Source organism: Paenibacillus sp. FSL H8-0332 (assembly GCF_037963835.1).
Lineage (GTDB): Bacteria > Bacillota > Bacilli > Paenibacillales > Paenibacillaceae > Paenibacillus_AQ > Paenibacillus_AQ rhizoplanae.
The window spans coordinates 3,130,947-3,145,055 of record NZ_CP150145.1 but is presented as its reverse complement, the minus strand read 5'-3'; the positions used below and the strand labels follow the sequence as shown (position 1 = coordinate 3,145,055).

At 53.9% G+C, this 14,109-nt stretch carries 14 protein-coding genes; all 14 read right to left on the bottom strand.

Going from position 1 to position 14,109, the window contains the following annotated elements; all coding sequences use genetic code 11:
* Positions 1–5: 5 nt before the first annotated feature.
* Positions 6–509, bottom strand: coding sequence for a DMT family transporter (locus NST43_RS13645; protein ID WP_339224895.1), 504 nt, complete (start codon positions 507–509; stop codon positions 6–8).
* An 18-nt stretch (positions 510–527) separates the two neighbouring features.
* Positions 528–953, bottom strand: coding sequence for a DMT family transporter (locus tag NST43_RS13640; RefSeq protein ID WP_209990314.1), 426 nt, complete (start codon positions 951–953; stop codon positions 528–530).
* Positions 954–1,138: 185 nt separating this feature from the next.
* Positions 1,139–1,540 carry an NUDIX domain-containing protein gene (locus NST43_RS13635; RefSeq protein ID WP_209990312.1) on the bottom strand — a complete coding sequence of 134 codons (402 nt, stop codon included), beginning with the start codon at positions 1,538–1,540 and terminating at the stop codon, positions 1,139–1,141.
* A complete protein-coding gene (locus tag NST43_RS13630; RefSeq protein WP_339224894.1) occupies positions 1,533–3,569 on the bottom strand; it encodes a translation factor GTPase family protein in 2,037 nt (678 codons plus the stop codon). The genes NST43_RS13635 and NST43_RS13630 overlap by 8 nt, the downstream gene beginning before the upstream one ends.
* Before the next feature lie 9 nt (positions 3,570–3,578).
* Positions 3,579–4,562, bottom strand: coding sequence for an aldo/keto reductase (locus tag NST43_RS13625; RefSeq protein ID WP_209990306.1), 984 nt, complete (start codon positions 4,560–4,562; stop codon positions 3,579–3,581).
* 95 nt (positions 4,563–4,657) lie between these two features.
* Positions 4,658–5,218, bottom strand: a complete 561-nt coding sequence (locus NST43_RS13620; RefSeq protein ID WP_209990303.1) for an AAA family ATPase — start codon at positions 5,216–5,218, stop codon at positions 4,658–4,660.
* A 28-nt stretch (positions 5,219–5,246) separates the two neighbouring features.
* A complete protein-coding gene (locus NST43_RS13615; RefSeq protein WP_209990299.1) occupies positions 5,247–6,080 on the bottom strand; it encodes a GNAT family N-acetyltransferase in 834 nt (277 codons plus the stop codon).
* 29 nt (positions 6,081–6,109) lie between these two features.
* Positions 6,110–7,396: a HAMP domain-containing sensor histidine kinase gene (locus NST43_RS13610; protein ID WP_209990296.1), complete on the bottom strand. Its 1,287-nt coding sequence runs from the start codon at positions 7,394–7,396 to the stop codon at positions 6,110–6,112.
* Positions 7,383–8,063 carry a response regulator transcription factor gene (locus NST43_RS13605; RefSeq protein ID WP_209990293.1) on the bottom strand — a complete coding sequence of 227 codons (681 nt, stop codon included), beginning with the start codon at positions 8,061–8,063 and terminating at the stop codon, positions 7,383–7,385. The genes NST43_RS13610 and NST43_RS13605 overlap by 14 nt, the downstream gene beginning before the upstream one ends.
* A gap of 22 nt (positions 8,064–8,085) precedes the next feature.
* Positions 8,086–8,862, bottom strand: coding sequence for an ABC transporter ATP-binding protein (locus tag NST43_RS13600; RefSeq protein WP_339224893.1), 777 nt, complete (start codon positions 8,860–8,862; stop codon positions 8,086–8,088).
* Positions 8,863–9,128: 266 nt separating this feature from the next.
* Positions 9,129–11,480: an ABC transporter permease gene (locus NST43_RS13595; RefSeq protein ID WP_339224892.1), complete on the bottom strand. Its 2,352-nt coding sequence runs from the start codon at positions 11,478–11,480 to the stop codon at positions 9,129–9,131.
* Between the two features lie 139 nt (positions 11,481–11,619).
* Positions 11,620–12,792, bottom strand: coding sequence for a DHHA1 domain-containing protein (locus tag NST43_RS13590; RefSeq protein ID WP_339224891.1), 1,173 nt, complete (start codon positions 12,790–12,792; stop codon positions 11,620–11,622).
* Positions 12,789–13,229 carry a GNAT family N-acetyltransferase gene (locus tag NST43_RS13585; protein ID WP_339224889.1) on the bottom strand — a complete coding sequence of 147 codons (441 nt, stop codon included), beginning with the start codon at positions 13,227–13,229 and terminating at the stop codon, positions 12,789–12,791. Before NST43_RS13585 ends, NST43_RS13590 begins: the two co-directional genes overlap by 4 nt.
* A gap of 23 nt (positions 13,230–13,252) precedes the next feature.
* Positions 13,253–14,017 carry a TSUP family transporter gene (locus NST43_RS13580; protein ID WP_339224888.1) on the bottom strand — a complete coding sequence of 255 codons (765 nt, stop codon included), beginning with the start codon at positions 14,015–14,017 and terminating at the stop codon, positions 13,253–13,255.
* Between the last annotated feature and the right edge of the window lie 92 nt (positions 14,018–14,109).

Genomic DNA, 14,109 nt, shown 5'->3' with positions numbered 1-14,109 from the left:
CAAGCCTACTTCAATTCCACTGCATGCTTCTTATGCTCTGCTCCAGAGTGGTCTTCTTGAGCTTGGGGCTCACGCCCTCCACCCAGCTTGAACACCAATATCCCGCCTACGATAATAAGCACGCCGATTAGCTGGTTGAACGAGAACGGAACCTTCGCCAACCCCAGCCAGCCCATGGAATCCCAGAGCAAGGCGAAGCCAAGCTGGGCAGTTAGTACAATCGAGATGGCATAGGTGGCACCAAGGATTCTGGTAGCCTGGACCAGGCAGATTACGACCCCCACGCCGATCATTCCGCTTAACCAGTACCAGGGCTGCATGTGCTGCAGCGTGAACATATTTTTCCCTTCCATAATCAGCCCCATGACGAGGGAAGCGGCGAAGCCCATGCCCAGCACTAGTGTAGTGGTCGACCAAGAGCCTGTTTGTTCATTGACTTTAGTGTTGAAAATATTCTGTAAACTGACCAGCGCCCCCGCGATCAGTGCAAGTACTAACCCTGTTAACATTTCTCTTGCCCCCTTCGTTTAGAACTTCAGTACAACTACCCCGAGAATCATCATCCCGATGCCGATAAACTGCGGAAGCTTCATCTTCTGCCGGACGACTCCGAACCAGCCCCTGATATCAATGATAAAGGTCAGGCAGAGCTGGGCAATCAGCAGCGCCGAGATCGTAAGCGTAACCCCAATGTTCTGAATGGCCGTCACCTCACTGAAAATCACGAAGGCGGCCAGACCGCCGCCGCTGATGTATAACGGATGTACCTTGCGGAAGCCGTGCTTTTTGCCGTCCCGTACCACCAGCGCTATCGCTAACGCCATAATGAATCCGGTAAGCTGGGTAATGGTGGCAGCCTGCCACGTGCCGATATCCTGGCTGATTCTGGCATTGGCTACCCCCTGAAGTGTAATGCAGGCCCCGGCCAAAAATGCGAATAGTATCCCTCTCATCTGTCTCTCTCCTCTTTTTGCTTCTCTGTACTTATTAAAAGCCAGTTCGCCGGATTCGGGAAGGACATATGTCCTATTCGGTAAAAGTGTGCTTGCCGCGCCGCCTGCATCGCCCTGCTAAAGAGAGAGTAAGCCCGTTTCAGGCCGGGTTCCGGCTCAAAACGGGCTTACTCTCTCTTCTATATTCAGGAGATGAGGCCCATCTCCCGCAGCTTGTCCATGATGACGACGCTGACCGCCGACACCCGGTCTATGTCCTTATAGGTTAACCAGGCCAGCTCTTCAATCTCCGAAGCCGGGGCAAGCTCGCCTGTGAAATCTGCGGTCAGGCAGGTCATTCGCACGAGGACGCCTTCCGCTTTGCCATGGGCCGGGGCCTCGAAGCTTCCGAACTCCGCAATCGTCTCCGGCAGGATCTGCACCGACAGCTCCTCTTCAATCTCGCGGACCAGGGTCTCGGCATCACCTTCACCGTGCTCCCGCTTGCCGCCGGGGAAATAATAGGTGTCCTTGCCTGTGGAACGCGCACCCAGCACCTTGCCGTCCACAACATAGATCCAGGCTACTTTATCTATTACATTAGTCATTGTTAATCTGCACCTTTCCTTCTACTTCACGCTGAAACGGTACTGCTCTCTTAAGAACCGTGTACCCGTTCCTGCTTGCTGCTTGAATATGCATATGCGCTCCGGCCTCTTCCCAGGGTACAGCATACCCCTCACCCTTGGCACAAAAAATAGACGCCGAGGAATAGGCCGGATCTGCATTTTTATTATAATTCCGCTGCTCCACCACCGCCCCGGTCTTGTGGCAGGGCTCATATCCGGCTACTCTGAGCGACATCGCTCCCTTGCCCTGCGTCATCGCCGCCAGTCTCACCCCGTAATTCATGAAGCTTGCCGCCGGAACTGTGCCCGTAATTACCGCCTTGGACGGTGTAATATCCGGGGGATTGAAGCGGCCGCCGGCTTGCTGGATATCACTCATAACCTTTCCCACATCGTCCGGATCTATCCGGATCTTCAGGTCGTAGACCGGCTCCAGCAGCAGATTCTCTGCCTGCTCCAGCCCCTGGCGCAAGGCGCGGTACGCCGCTTCCCGGAAATCACCGCCGCTCGTGTGCTTATTATGCGCCCTTCCTGTAAGCAGGGTGATCTTCAGATCCGTGAGCGGGGAACCGGTCAGCAGGCCGTGATGGCCGCTCTCCAGCAGATGCTGCTCAATCTGATGCTGATAGCCTGCCGCAAGATCATCCGGGTGGCAGCGGTTAATGAAGGTGATCCCGCTCTCCCGTTCCCCTCCCTCAAGCATCAGATGAACCTCGGCGTAGTGGCCCAGGGGCTCGAAATGCCCGCAGCCATAGACCGTACCGGCAATAGTCTCCTTATAGAGAATCTCCGGCGGGCCAAAAGAGATCTTAAGCTGAAACCGCTCCCCCACGATCTGCTCCAGAATCTCAAGCTGTATCCCGCCCATCACATGAATATGCAGCTCCTGGAGATCTTCATCCCAGCTTACATTCAGTGACGGATCTTCCGCACCGAGCTGTCCGAAGGCATGCATCAGCTCCTTCAGGTGCACGGGCGGCTTGAAGAGCACCTTGGATTTCAGGGTGGGAATAAGTCCGCTGCCCTGCGCGTCCTGAAGTGCACCCACTCCCGCACCCGGCAGCACGGAACTTAGGCCGACAACGGCGAACAGCTCCCCGGCGGCAGCCCAGTCAGCAGCGCTATATGCGGTACCGTTATACTTGCGTATTCCGGTAATCCGTTCGGAAGTTTGTTCCGCTTCGGGTCCATACGCCAAGCTCTCGCGGTTCTTCAGCACGCCTTGAAGGGCTTTGATGTAGGTGATGCGGGTCCCTCTGGCATCGTGGCGGATCTTGTAGACCCTCCCGGCAAAAGGCAGCCTATGATCGTACTCCGTGAAGGTGAGCGCATCCAGAACCTCCAGAAACTCACCCACGCCCTGGTCCAGCAGCGCAGAGCCCTGCATACACGGAAAAATCTCTCCGCGCTTCACCATAGACCTCAGCGCACTGCGGCAATCGCTGTCCGTCAGCGTGCCTTCAAGATAAGGTTCCAGCAGCGTCTCCTCGCGTTCGGCAAGGAACGATTTCGTCTCCTCGGTCCACGCAGCTTCCGGCTGCTCCGGCAACAGCAAGGCATCACCGCTAAGCAGCTGCCGGATCTCTTCCAGGACTCGCTCAGGATCACTGCCTGCACGGTCGGTTTTGTTAATGAAGAACAGGGTCGGAATCCGGTGCTGGCGCAGCAGCTGCCAGAGCGTTTCGGTGTGGCTCTCTACACCCTCCACCGCGCTGAGAATCACCACTGCATAGTCCAGCACTTGCAGACAGCGCTCCATCTCCGGGGAGAAATCGACATGGCCCGGCGTATCCAGCAGGAAATAGCGGGCATCCTTATAGGTGAACTCCGCCTGATCGGCGAAGACGGTGATCCCGCGTGCTTTTTCAATCTCATGGGTATCGAGGAACGTATCCTGATGGTCCACACGCCCCCTGCTGCGGATGGCTTCGGTATGGTAGAGCAGCTGCTCGGCGAAGGTCGTCTTCCCGGCATCTACATGGGCGAGCAGTCCGACAGTTATATTCATAGAGTACCGCTACACCTCTCCACGGATATGCGGAACCACCTCTGACTGGTAAAAGGCAGCCAGGCGCTCCATATCCCCTGGGCTGAAGGAGGGTACATCCAGTGTGGCCAGATTATCATTTACCTGAGCCTCATTCTTGAAGCCCGGAATCACGCAGCTGACTGCCGGATGATCCAGAATCCAGCGCATGGAGGCCCGTGCCATATTACCGCGTCCTTCAGCGATCCAATCCAGCTTCTGCGCCAGCTCCACTCCCTTACCAAAAGGCAGACCGGCAAAGGTCTCGCCCACATTGAACTGCTCCCCGTTCGCGTTGAACCTGCGGTGGTCGTTCTCCTGGAAGGTACTGGACGCCGTGAACTTGCCGGTCAAGAGACCGCTGGCCAGCGGCAGGCGCACCAGAATTCCTGCACCCTTGGCCGCAGCCTGCGGCAATAGCACCTGTGCCGGCTGCTGCCGGAACAGATTGAAGATCACCTGAAGCGCCGCAACGCCAGGATACTCCAGGCAGAGCAAGCCCTCCTCGATAGTTTCTACGCTGACACCGTAGTGACGGATTTTACCCTCGGCCTTCAACTGGTCCAGCGCTGCGAACACACTGCCATCGCGCAGAATCTCTATCGGCGGACAATGGATCTGATACAGATCAATCGCTTCCCGCTCCAGACGCCGCAGGCTCTGCTCACAGTATTCACTGATCCGGCGCGTGGAGTAATTCTCCGGGTCATGGATATCTCCGGCGCGGCAGAACTTCGTGGCAATATGTATCTCATCCTGCTTGCCCCGGGTCGCCTTGGCGAGCAGCTCCTCCGCATGGCCGCCGCCATAGACATCTGCGGTATCGAAGAAATTCACGCCCTGCTCCATCGCCGCCTCTAAGCCTCTCAGCCCGTCTTCATCCTTGCTGCTGCCCCAATCCCCGCCAATCGCCCAAGTGCCAAAGCTGACCTCACTAACAGACAGACCCGTATTTCCCAGTTCGCGGTATTTCATCCTATGAACCTCCGTTTATGAGTTTGTGTGGAACCGTTCACAACTCTTCTTATTATGAAGGGTTTGGGCGGTCAGGTCCAGTTGGCGGCCGGACTTCACTTCCCGCCTGCAAGCTGGACGATCTGCTGAATCGTGCCGGGTACTTCATCGCTGTCGTTGATTACAAACAGATGCTCCGATTCACTCTCCGTTGGCGGCTGCGCCAGTCCCTTATGTGAATCCGCGATTTGCCGGGTCAGCAATACGTCGAAGCTGTTTGATTTTCTAAGGATAGTTGTACTCCGTTCACTACTCGCTATACGCGAATACAGCATCTCATCAGGCAAGTTGAAATATACCAGCACACTAACCAATCCCTTCTGGTGAAACCAATCCAGCATTCGCAGTCGGCCTTCCTTATTGGAGTTAGCGTTACACATGATAATGTGCTGCTCCGACTCATGAACGGCATAATCCACTAACGTTCGGGTCAGGGCGTCCTTGAGCGTATTCGCCCCCTGCTTGGGCAGCAGACTTTCGTACCGGGTATTGATGAATTCAGCCAGATCATCCCGGTCAATAACAACTGATTCAGGTAAGCACCGCTCTAATTCTCTGGCAAATGTGGTCTTCCCGCTATGCGTTTTACCGACTGTAAGGATTGCTAACCTCTTCATTAATACCACTCCTTAACGTTAATAGGTATTATCCTTCCATGACAAAAGCAAATACCGGATAACTCTCCACCGGCTCGAAGCCAAGCCTCAGCGCGAGCTTATGTGAAGCCACATTTTCATGAGTTGTTTCCCATAAGGGAAGCATTTCCTGAACGAGATAGTGACTAATTAATGATACAGCGGCGAGCGTAGCATAGCCCTTCCCGCGCTCCGATTCTGCATAAGTATCTACATCAATGAAGTACCTGTTATTCACGCTGAAGCCGTTATTTTTACAAATGGAGACTACCTTATCCCTAACCTTCACTACAGCACCAGTGGTTGTCAGCCCAACGAACCTGTCATCTCTTGCAGACCTGTTATGCTCCGGTAGGGCGAGCACGGGAAATTCCTCGCAGGCGACAGATAGCTCTCCCTCCAAGGGGATAGCAGCACGCCTGTTTTTCAGCTGAACAAATCGTTCGCTATTGAACTCATAGACCGACTCCATATGTCTGTCTACGCTCAGTCCGGCAATCTCAAGCGTCAATAGTTCCGTCCATGAATCACTATCTTCCGTATAGATCTCGAACCCTTTCTCCTGTCTTTGCAGGCAATCAGGCACAACTACCGTCTGCAAAAAGCCCATCAGCTTCAGCCGGTTAATCTCAGCACTGATATCTCCGGCAGCATACATCCATCTCCCCGTAGCCCATACCACAGCCAGTGTCGGCGCTTCCGTATGATCAGCAAATACCCGCCCGGGATAATTCTCAAGCAGGACGGATAAGGCAGGAAGGTGATGCTTCGTACCGGCATAAAAATCATAAACTGCGGCAAAATTCTCAGGTTGCAGCTCCAAAAGCTTATTCAGCTCATTCATTACGCTTCCCTCCATGTATGTATCTCACTTCAATACCGCAGCACCAGCACAAACCGCATCCCCCGCTCCAGCGGCTCCGTGAAGATATCGCCGCCCATCTTCTGTAGCAGCTGCTTGCAGATGAAGAGACCCAGGCCGTTGCCCGGCTTGCCATCGGCGTTGGAGCCGCGCCAGAAGCTGGTGAAGATGTGGGGCAGCTCGCTCAGGAGCAGCGGGGCCCCCGAATTCTCAATGACGATCAGCTGGCGGTAATCCTCCTCACGGAAGGTAATAGAGATGGACTTCCCGTCTCCATACTTGATGGCATTCTCAATCAGATTGTTCAGCACCTCAAGCAGCCGCTCTTCATCCCCAAGCAGCAGCTTGTCCTGATATTCTCCTACCTCCAGCTCCGTCTTCAGCAGCTCCAGCCGTCCCTTGTGGTTATGGATGACGGTGCGGATCAGTCCGCTGATATAGAACTCTCCCGGAACAACCTGTATATTCTGCAAAGAGGAGACTGAAGCGGTAATCATACCGCCAATCAGCTGCTCCAGTTGCTCTGCTTGCTGGCCGATCAGCCGGGCGGCTGTGTGCCGCTTGACTTCGCTGTCATACAGACTGCCCTCCAGGGCGCTGGCATAGAGCCTGATCGTGGCGACGGGTGTTTTGAGCTCATGCGACAGGGAGGCGACGAGGGTCTGGCGGTCTTTTTCCAGGCGGAGATTGGTCTGCTTCTGGGCATCCAGTGTCTGCCGCAGCAGATCCAGCCCCCAGATGAACCGGCCGAAGAACCGGCTCCGGTGCTCCTTCATGCCTATGTTCACCTGACCTCTGGATAACTCATAGGGTAATTCCTGCAAGATATGGAACGGCCGCAGAATCTGCTTGCGGATATAGAACAGCAACACCATCACCGCTCCAAGCGCCGCCAGCAGGAACAGATTCAGCACCAGCGGAATACTGTAGTCCGGCCCGGGCATCCGGTAAGAGAAGCGTAAATACCCCGCCAATTGCTGCTCTTCATAGACAGGTTTGATCATGAACTCATGGGTTCCCGCAATGTCTGTACCGGCAAAAAACTGCTGGACAGCCTCCGCCCCCTCACCCTTCCCTATCCAGCTTAATCCGTTCACGTATGTATAACGGTTCTGATCCAGCACGATATCCTCCGGCCGAATTCCGCTCCTCACCTCGTCTAAGATCCGGTTGATCTCTACCCGGTATGCCTTACCTGGCTCTTGTGTCTTCTTGTAGGATACATATCCGTTCAGAGCGGCGATCAGCGTCAACCCGATAAGAACCGTCCAGAGCATCAGCCTGTTAAATGCCCTCATATTTATATCCGACCCCCCAGACGGTAACGATACGCCTCGGCTCTTTGGGGTTAGGCTCGATTTTGTCCCGCAGCTTATTCACATGTACGGTCAGCGTGGACGGCTCACTGAAGCTGTCTGCTCCCCATACCTGCTGGAACAGCCACTCTTTGCGCAGCGCCTTGCCCTTGTTGCCCATCAGCAGCACCAGCAGCTCGTATTCTTTGGCTGTCATCCCGAGCGGCTGGCCGCTTCGATATACCACCCTGGAGGTCTGATTCACGGTAAGTTCGCCATCGGTAAGCAGCAGCTTGTTCTCGTTCATATCATAACTCCGCCGCAGATGCGCCTTGACCTTGGCCGTCAGCAGAGGCACCGAGAAGGGCTTCTCCAGGTAGTCGTCCGCCCCCAGCTCCAGACCGATAATCTTATTCTCGTCCCCGTGGCGTGCGCTCATGATCAGAATCGGCAGATTGAACTTCTCCCTGGCGAGTCTGCACACTGTGAAGCCGTCAAGCCCGGGCAGCATAATATCGAGCAGCAGCAGCTTGACGGCATTCGCCTCCAAATAAGCCAATCCCTCTTCAGCGGAAGCCGTATTACACACGGAATATCCCTCCACCTCCAGAAAATCCTTCATCACCTCCGCCAGCTCCGCATTATCCTCAATGATCAGAATGTCCGCCACGGCTATCTCCCCCTGCTGCCTGCTACCAGCCCATCTCCATCAGCCAGCCCGTCAGGCTGTGTTCACGTTCCCTGAGACCCTGCTCCGGCAAAAATCTGCCCAGCACATGCTCCCCCTGAATATTGCCGTCCACCATATAGAGTACCTTATCACTCTGTGCGGCTACCTTCACATCATGAGTAACCATCATTAGTGTGGTCCCTTCACGGTTGATCCGGCACAGCTCGGACATCACTTCCTGTGCGGCTTTGGAGTTAAGCGCACCTGTCGGCTCATCGGCGAACAGCATCGCCGGCTTGTTAATGAGCGCCCGGCAGATGCAGGCCCGCTGCAGCTGACCGCCGGACACCTCCGTAATGTCATGGCCTGCCGTCTCAATGATGTTCAGCTTCCGCATCAGCTCATCGGCATATTCATTCACCTCGCTGCGGCTGCGTCCGTTGTCCTTACCGCTCAGCGATTGATAGCCTGATAGAATAATATTATCATAAATCGAGAGATTGCCTAGCATATGCATCTGCTGGAAGATGAATCCCATGCGGTGCAGACGCAGTTCGGCCATGCCTTTCTCGGAGAGCCGGGAGAGGCTCTGCCCGTCGAAGACCACCTCTCCCGCTGTAAGGCGGTCCATCCCGCTGACGGTATAGAGCAGCGTGGACTTGCCCGAACCGGACGGCCCCATGACAGATACGAACTCCCCGGCATGAAGCGTGAAATTAATATTCCGCAGGACATTGTTCTGTCCTTTATTGACGATATAGGTTTTGCATAGATTGCTTACTTCGAGTACTGCTGCCATTTCGCCACTCCTTCTCTTCTCTTAAATTAAACGCTTGGATCTAATATAAGAATCTCTAAGATTTAAACGTTAAGCTTAATCTTCACTGCGGTGAACATTTGGACTTCCAGCCGCTGTTGTCAACAGATTTCCTAGATTCAATCCGCTCTTCGCGGGTGAAATCCGTTGACAAAGGCGGACGCTACCGCTCCTCCAGTTCCAAATTTCCCCTCCGTTCCTTTCGCTTTTCGTTATTTCCCGTGATTCTTATTGTAGAATCCAATCGCTTATTCCTTATTCATATTCCAGATCTGCACACGCTTGATTTGGCCGCAGCTGGTGTATACGGCCAGCATAACAACGGCCAGGATCAGCAGCGGATACCATAGATAGACCTGAAGCGGGAGTATATTCATCTCCAGGCTCGTCAGGCCGAAGATCCGGAAGATGAGACCCAGCAGGCGGCCGCCGAGGGTATTCGCAGCGATCACACCCAGAACCAGCGAGACAGCCATGATGATCAGAATACGCAATACCTGCCACAGCCGGATAGCGGCATTCGTGAAGCCGATGCTTTTCATGACCGCGATGCCGTACACTTCCTTCGCAATCATCAGTCTGACGAACAGGCTGGTGATGAAGAACGTAATCAAGCAGATGATTGCTGTAAGCAGCGCATTGATGCTTTGGAGCTGGCCCATGAAGCCGCCGGTGATCTCTTCCAGCATTTCGAGCGATGTTTTGATACCTTGTTCCGGGAACTGCTGCTGAATGGCCTTCATCATCGCGGCCTTCTCTGGCTCTGGAGTCTGGAGATCGCCGGAGAACAGATAAGTCGATACCATCTTCAGCTCATAGTCCCGGGCAATCCAGACCGCATACCCCTCGTTGGAGATACTCTGGAACAGTCCGCTGATCATGAAGGTACCGGGTACCCCGTCAATTTCAAACGTGATATTGTCGCCGACCTGCTTCCCGTACTTCTCGGACATGATGGTCGTAATGGCGATTTCATTCCCCAGAATCGGGGCCGTTCCCTCCAGAATCTCAACCGACACGTTCTGATCATTCTTCTGGCCGTTAATCCGCCGGTTCTCCTGCCCGTTATCGGAGATATATTTGGTCAATACCGCATAATTCGCGGCAAGCGTGACCTCGAAGCCCTGATCCTTCAGGCGTTGCGTGAGGAGCTCTTTTTCCTGCCGGATCTGTTCCACGGTCTTCTCTGCAATCACTGACTTGGTATAAAAGTCTGCACCGACCGTACCGAAATATTCCAGGAATTTAGGAGTAACGATCGTATTGGTCAGATTGACCGGAATCAGGATAATCGCCGTGCTTAAGATCAGCGTCAATATAAGAGCAGTGTAACTCTTCAACCGGTTCATCACATCGCTCAGAGCGAGGAAGAACGGGGGCGGCAGGAAGCGGCTGCGATGGAGATGAATGCTCCGGGAAGCCTTGAAGCGTTCCCCGGTCTGGCCTTGCCGGATCGCATCAATAGCCGATGCCTTGTTAATCTTGCGCATGCAGAGTAAGCAGAACAACAGAATGAAAGCGATCATGACCACCGTGCTGAGCGCCGAGATCATGATACTGGTGCTGCCTCCGGGCAGAATCATATACTGTGAAGTCCGCCGGGACATCAGCGTTGTAAGCGGGAGACTGATGCCGAGCCCGAGAATGCCGCCAAGGCAGGCCAGACCTGTGTATTTTGTCAAATAGAGCTGCTTAATCGCCCGGGATCTGAACCCGATTGCTTTCATAACGCCAATCTCCTTGTATTCATCCTGCAGGGTGGAGACAATCGTGAACCGCAGGGTAAGAAAGGCAATGAAGATCAGGAAGACGCTGATCGCGAACATCATCGCAGAGATAATCCGGTCGGTCATATAAGTCATCGTCACCAGAGCCTTATCGACTTCAAAGTTAACTGGCAGATCACTGTTCGCAAAGGAAACGGATATCTCAGTTGAATCTACACCCGGCACCGCCATGAAGCTCCATAGATTCATCAGCGTATCTTCGGGCAGCTGCTTCTCTATTTCTCTGAAATCCTCTGTAGACAACAGGATACGCTTCAGGCCCAGCAGATCAGCCCCCATGAATGCATCCTTGAAGTAACCGTTCACCGTGAACGTTCTCTTGATCCCGCCGAACTGGATCATTAGCTGCTCACCCGCCTGGATACCGCTGCTCAGCATCAGACTGGCCGGAAGGCCGAGCTCCCCTGGCTGAAGCTTGTAAGGCTCATTGTTTTCACCGAAGACCCGGTTCACCTGTTCTGGAATAGTAGCCAACACGAAGCTTATATTTCCGGAAAAGCTCTTGCGGCCTTCAGGCATCGTAATCTGCTCCAGTGACAGACTAATTTGCCGCTCTGTATAAGCAGCTTCCACCTTCTTCTCCTGCTTCACCCAGTCCTGCACTGCCGTATTATAGCGGGGCGTATTGGCCAGCGTAACATTGAGGTCCGCCACCTTGCTGGTTTCAATGAAGCTGTCCAGGGCACTGGAGGTGGAATACATCAGGCTGGAGCTGCTTGCGGCGAGTGTCGAGGCCAGGATAATGAGTATGAGCAGAACGGTATTCATCACCTTTTTACGCCGCAAATCCTTTTTTAGAATAGTCAGGAACACGTTTGTTTTCTCCCTTCGTCAAGCTCTGTCCTGATTATAAGGGGGCAATTATTAAATAATCCTTAAGTGGACCTACTAATAATCCGCACAAAAAAAGAGCTAAGGAATACACACTCCCATAGCTCTTGGCTTGTCTTGATTAGAACTGCTGTCTGGCAAAATCATAGAACGCCTGCGCCGCTTCCCATGAAGGGAATCCGGCCTGAGCCAGCTTGTCGCTGCCCCCGCCTTTGCCGTGGTATTCGCCCAGGTGAGCCTTGAAGAAGGCGCCGCACGAGAAATCCGCAGATCCGCTATGCGCGAGCACTGCCTTATTCTCCGCCGCACTCAGCAGCAGCACCGGAAGCTCAGTCTGCGCCGTCAGCTTCGCCGCAAGACTCTGCAAATCCTTAAGCGGCCTGTTATCGGAGATATGGGTGATCACCTGGCAGCCAGCTTCCACAGAAGATAACAGCTCGCGGGCCAGATAACTATCGTTCAGCTCCTTCATGGCAGCCAGTTCAGTCTGAAGCTGCTTCTGCTCTTGCTCCCACTTCTCTATCCGGTCGATGATTTCGTCCTTGCCGGTATTAAATTTAACAGACAGCTTACTCAGGATTTGGAGACTATCATTGAATTCATCCAGCGCGCGGTTGCCGCATTTGAAGGTAATCCGGATATTGCCCTTCTGCTTCTCGGACCGCAGCAGCTTAATCATTCCTATAGCACCGGTCGAAGAGACATGGGTTCCTCCACAGGCATTGTGCTCCACACCCTCAATCTCAACAATCCGAATATCCTCCGTTACCTTGGGCAGCTTCACCAGCGGCAGTCTGGCCATTTCCTCTGCAGTCACAAAGTAGCTGGTAATTGCGCGGTTCAGATAGATCTGACGGTTCACCTCTTGTTCAGCCTCCGCCAGCTGCGTCGCTGACAGTTCCTGCATTTCGAGGTCAATCGTGGCATAGACGCTGCCCAGATGGAAGCTCAGTGTCAATGCCTGATACAGCTCGCGGAATACCGCCGACAGCAGATGCTGGCCGCTATGCTGCTGCATATGGTCGAATCTCCGTGTCCAGTCGATTACGCATTCAACTTCAGTCTGCCCGGGAAGCTGTGCTACCTTATGCAGCACCTCCTGATCCTCCAGCACCACATCCAGTACAGCAATCCCGCCGATGGTTCCCGTATCACAAGGCTGTCCACCGCCGTGCGGGTAGAAGGCCGTCTCTGCAAGCTTCACATAGATCCCGTCTTCACGCTCCATCGCGGAGGTGATCACGGTACTCCATTCTTGAATATAAGCTGAATCATAATATAGCTTCTTGGTCATCCCTTAAGCTCCCCCTTCGCATCCGTTGCAGGTCCGAAGAACTTCTCCATGACCACATAATCCTTGCCGCCTTTGCTGAACACTTCATCCGTCCTCTGCATGCCGAATTTCTTATAGAAGCCAGCCTTGTAGGTTCTGGCATTACAGAAAATCCGCCGCACCCCCGCCTGCTCCGCTTCCGCAAGGACCGTCTTCAGCAGCTTGCTTCCGTAGCCCTGGCCCTGCTCCAGCTCCAGGGTGGCGAACTTGCGGAACTGTGCTTCTGTGCCGTTGACGAACAGAGATAACACCGAGACCAGCCGATCCTCCACATACAGCCCGTAATGCTTGCCCTGATCGTCATCTGCCAGCTTAATATAATCCGGCTCCCGCTCGGGCCACATTACTTCATGCCTAAGCTTCCAGACTTCTTCCTTATGTATAAGTTTGATCTCCATCTCATCCACTCCATTAGTTGTGCTTAGTGCATCGTATCCCATATCTGCTTGCCAATCAATATCACAGTCACTGTAATGAATAACGGCCGAATATACGCAGCTCCATTGCGGATGGCCATCCGGGAGCCGACAATGGCTCCGATCACCATCGGAATCCCCAGAATTAGCCCATGGGTGTAGCTGACAGAGCCCAGGGCAATGAACGTAAGCAGGCTGGTGATGTTGCTGGCAAAATTCAGGATCTTGGCGTTGCCTGCGGCGGTGACAAATTCAAACCCCATCATCAGAAAAGCAAAAATCAGAAACGACCCCGTTCCCGGGCCGAAAAACCCGTCATAGAAGCCTATAACCAGCGCTGCCATGCTTCCCGCCAGACGTAATTTACCGTTGCTTGCAGAGAAGGTGGAGACGTCTCCCCAGGCTTTTTTGAACAAGGTATAGATTGTAATTACGATCAGCATCACGATCACCAGCGGCTTCAGGAACTCGGAAGGCACCTGACGGACAGTCAGCGTTCCGGCCATCGCCCCAATGACGGATAACGGGATGAGGGTGCGGACCAGCTTGAAATTGATTTTGCCGGAACGCACGAACGAGGCGGTGCTGGTCAGCGAACACATCGATCCGGCCAATTTGCTGCTGCCGAGCAGCAAGGGAAGCGGAATCCCCACCGACAGCAGTGCCGGAATCGCGATCAGTCCGCCGCCGCCCACTACAGAATCAATTAATCCGGCCAGAAATCCGCATACCACCAATATAAGAACCATACTGAGCGTCCAGTCTTCCATTCAGCTTAAAGCCTCCCGCTATGTAAGTATCATTTTGTTTCAGTAAACACCCTCCAGCATACACAATTTTTCAAGCCTGTGCCATAGATTTG

Coding starts and splice junctions, on each gene's coding strand:
- NST43_RS13645 (WP_339224895.1), bottom strand. CDS start 509: ATGTTAACAGGGTTAGTACTTGCACTGATCGCGGGGGCGCTGGTCAGT.
- NST43_RS13640 (WP_209990314.1), bottom strand. CDS start 953: ATGAGAGGGATACTATTCGCATTTTTGGCCGGGGCCTGCATTACACTT.
- NST43_RS13635 (WP_209990312.1), bottom strand. CDS start 1,540: ATGACTAATGTAATAGATAAAGTAGCCTGGATCTATGTTGTGGACGGC.
- NST43_RS13630 (WP_339224894.1), bottom strand. CDS start 3,569: ATGAATATAACTGTCGGACTGCTCGCCCATGTAGATGCCGGGAAGACG.
- NST43_RS13625 (WP_209990306.1), bottom strand. CDS start 4,562: ATGAAATACCGCGAACTGGGAAATACGGGTCTGTCTGTTAGTGAGGTC.
- NST43_RS13620 (WP_209990303.1), bottom strand. CDS start 5,218: ATGAAGAGGTTAGCAATCCTTACAGTCGGTAAAACGCATAGCGGGAAG.
- NST43_RS13615 (WP_209990299.1), bottom strand. CDS start 6,080: ATGAATGAGCTGAATAAGCTTTTGGAGCTGCAACCTGAGAATTTTGCC.
- NST43_RS13610 (WP_209990296.1), bottom strand. CDS start 7,396: ATGAGGGCATTTAACAGGCTGATGCTCTGGACGGTTCTTATCGGGTTG.
- NST43_RS13600 (WP_339224893.1), bottom strand. CDS start 8,862: ATGGCAGCAGTACTCGAAGTAAGCAATCTATGCAAAACCTATATCGTC.
- NST43_RS13590 (WP_339224891.1), bottom strand. CDS start 12,792: ATGACCAAGAAGCTATATTATGATTCAGCTTATATTCAAGAATGGAGT.
- NST43_RS13585 (WP_339224889.1), bottom strand. CDS start 13,229: ATGGAGATCAAACTTATACATAAGGAAGAAGTCTGGAAGCTTAGGCAT.
- NST43_RS13580 (WP_339224888.1), bottom strand. CDS start 14,017: ATGGAAGACTGGACGCTCAGTATGGTTCTTATATTGGTGGTATGCGGA.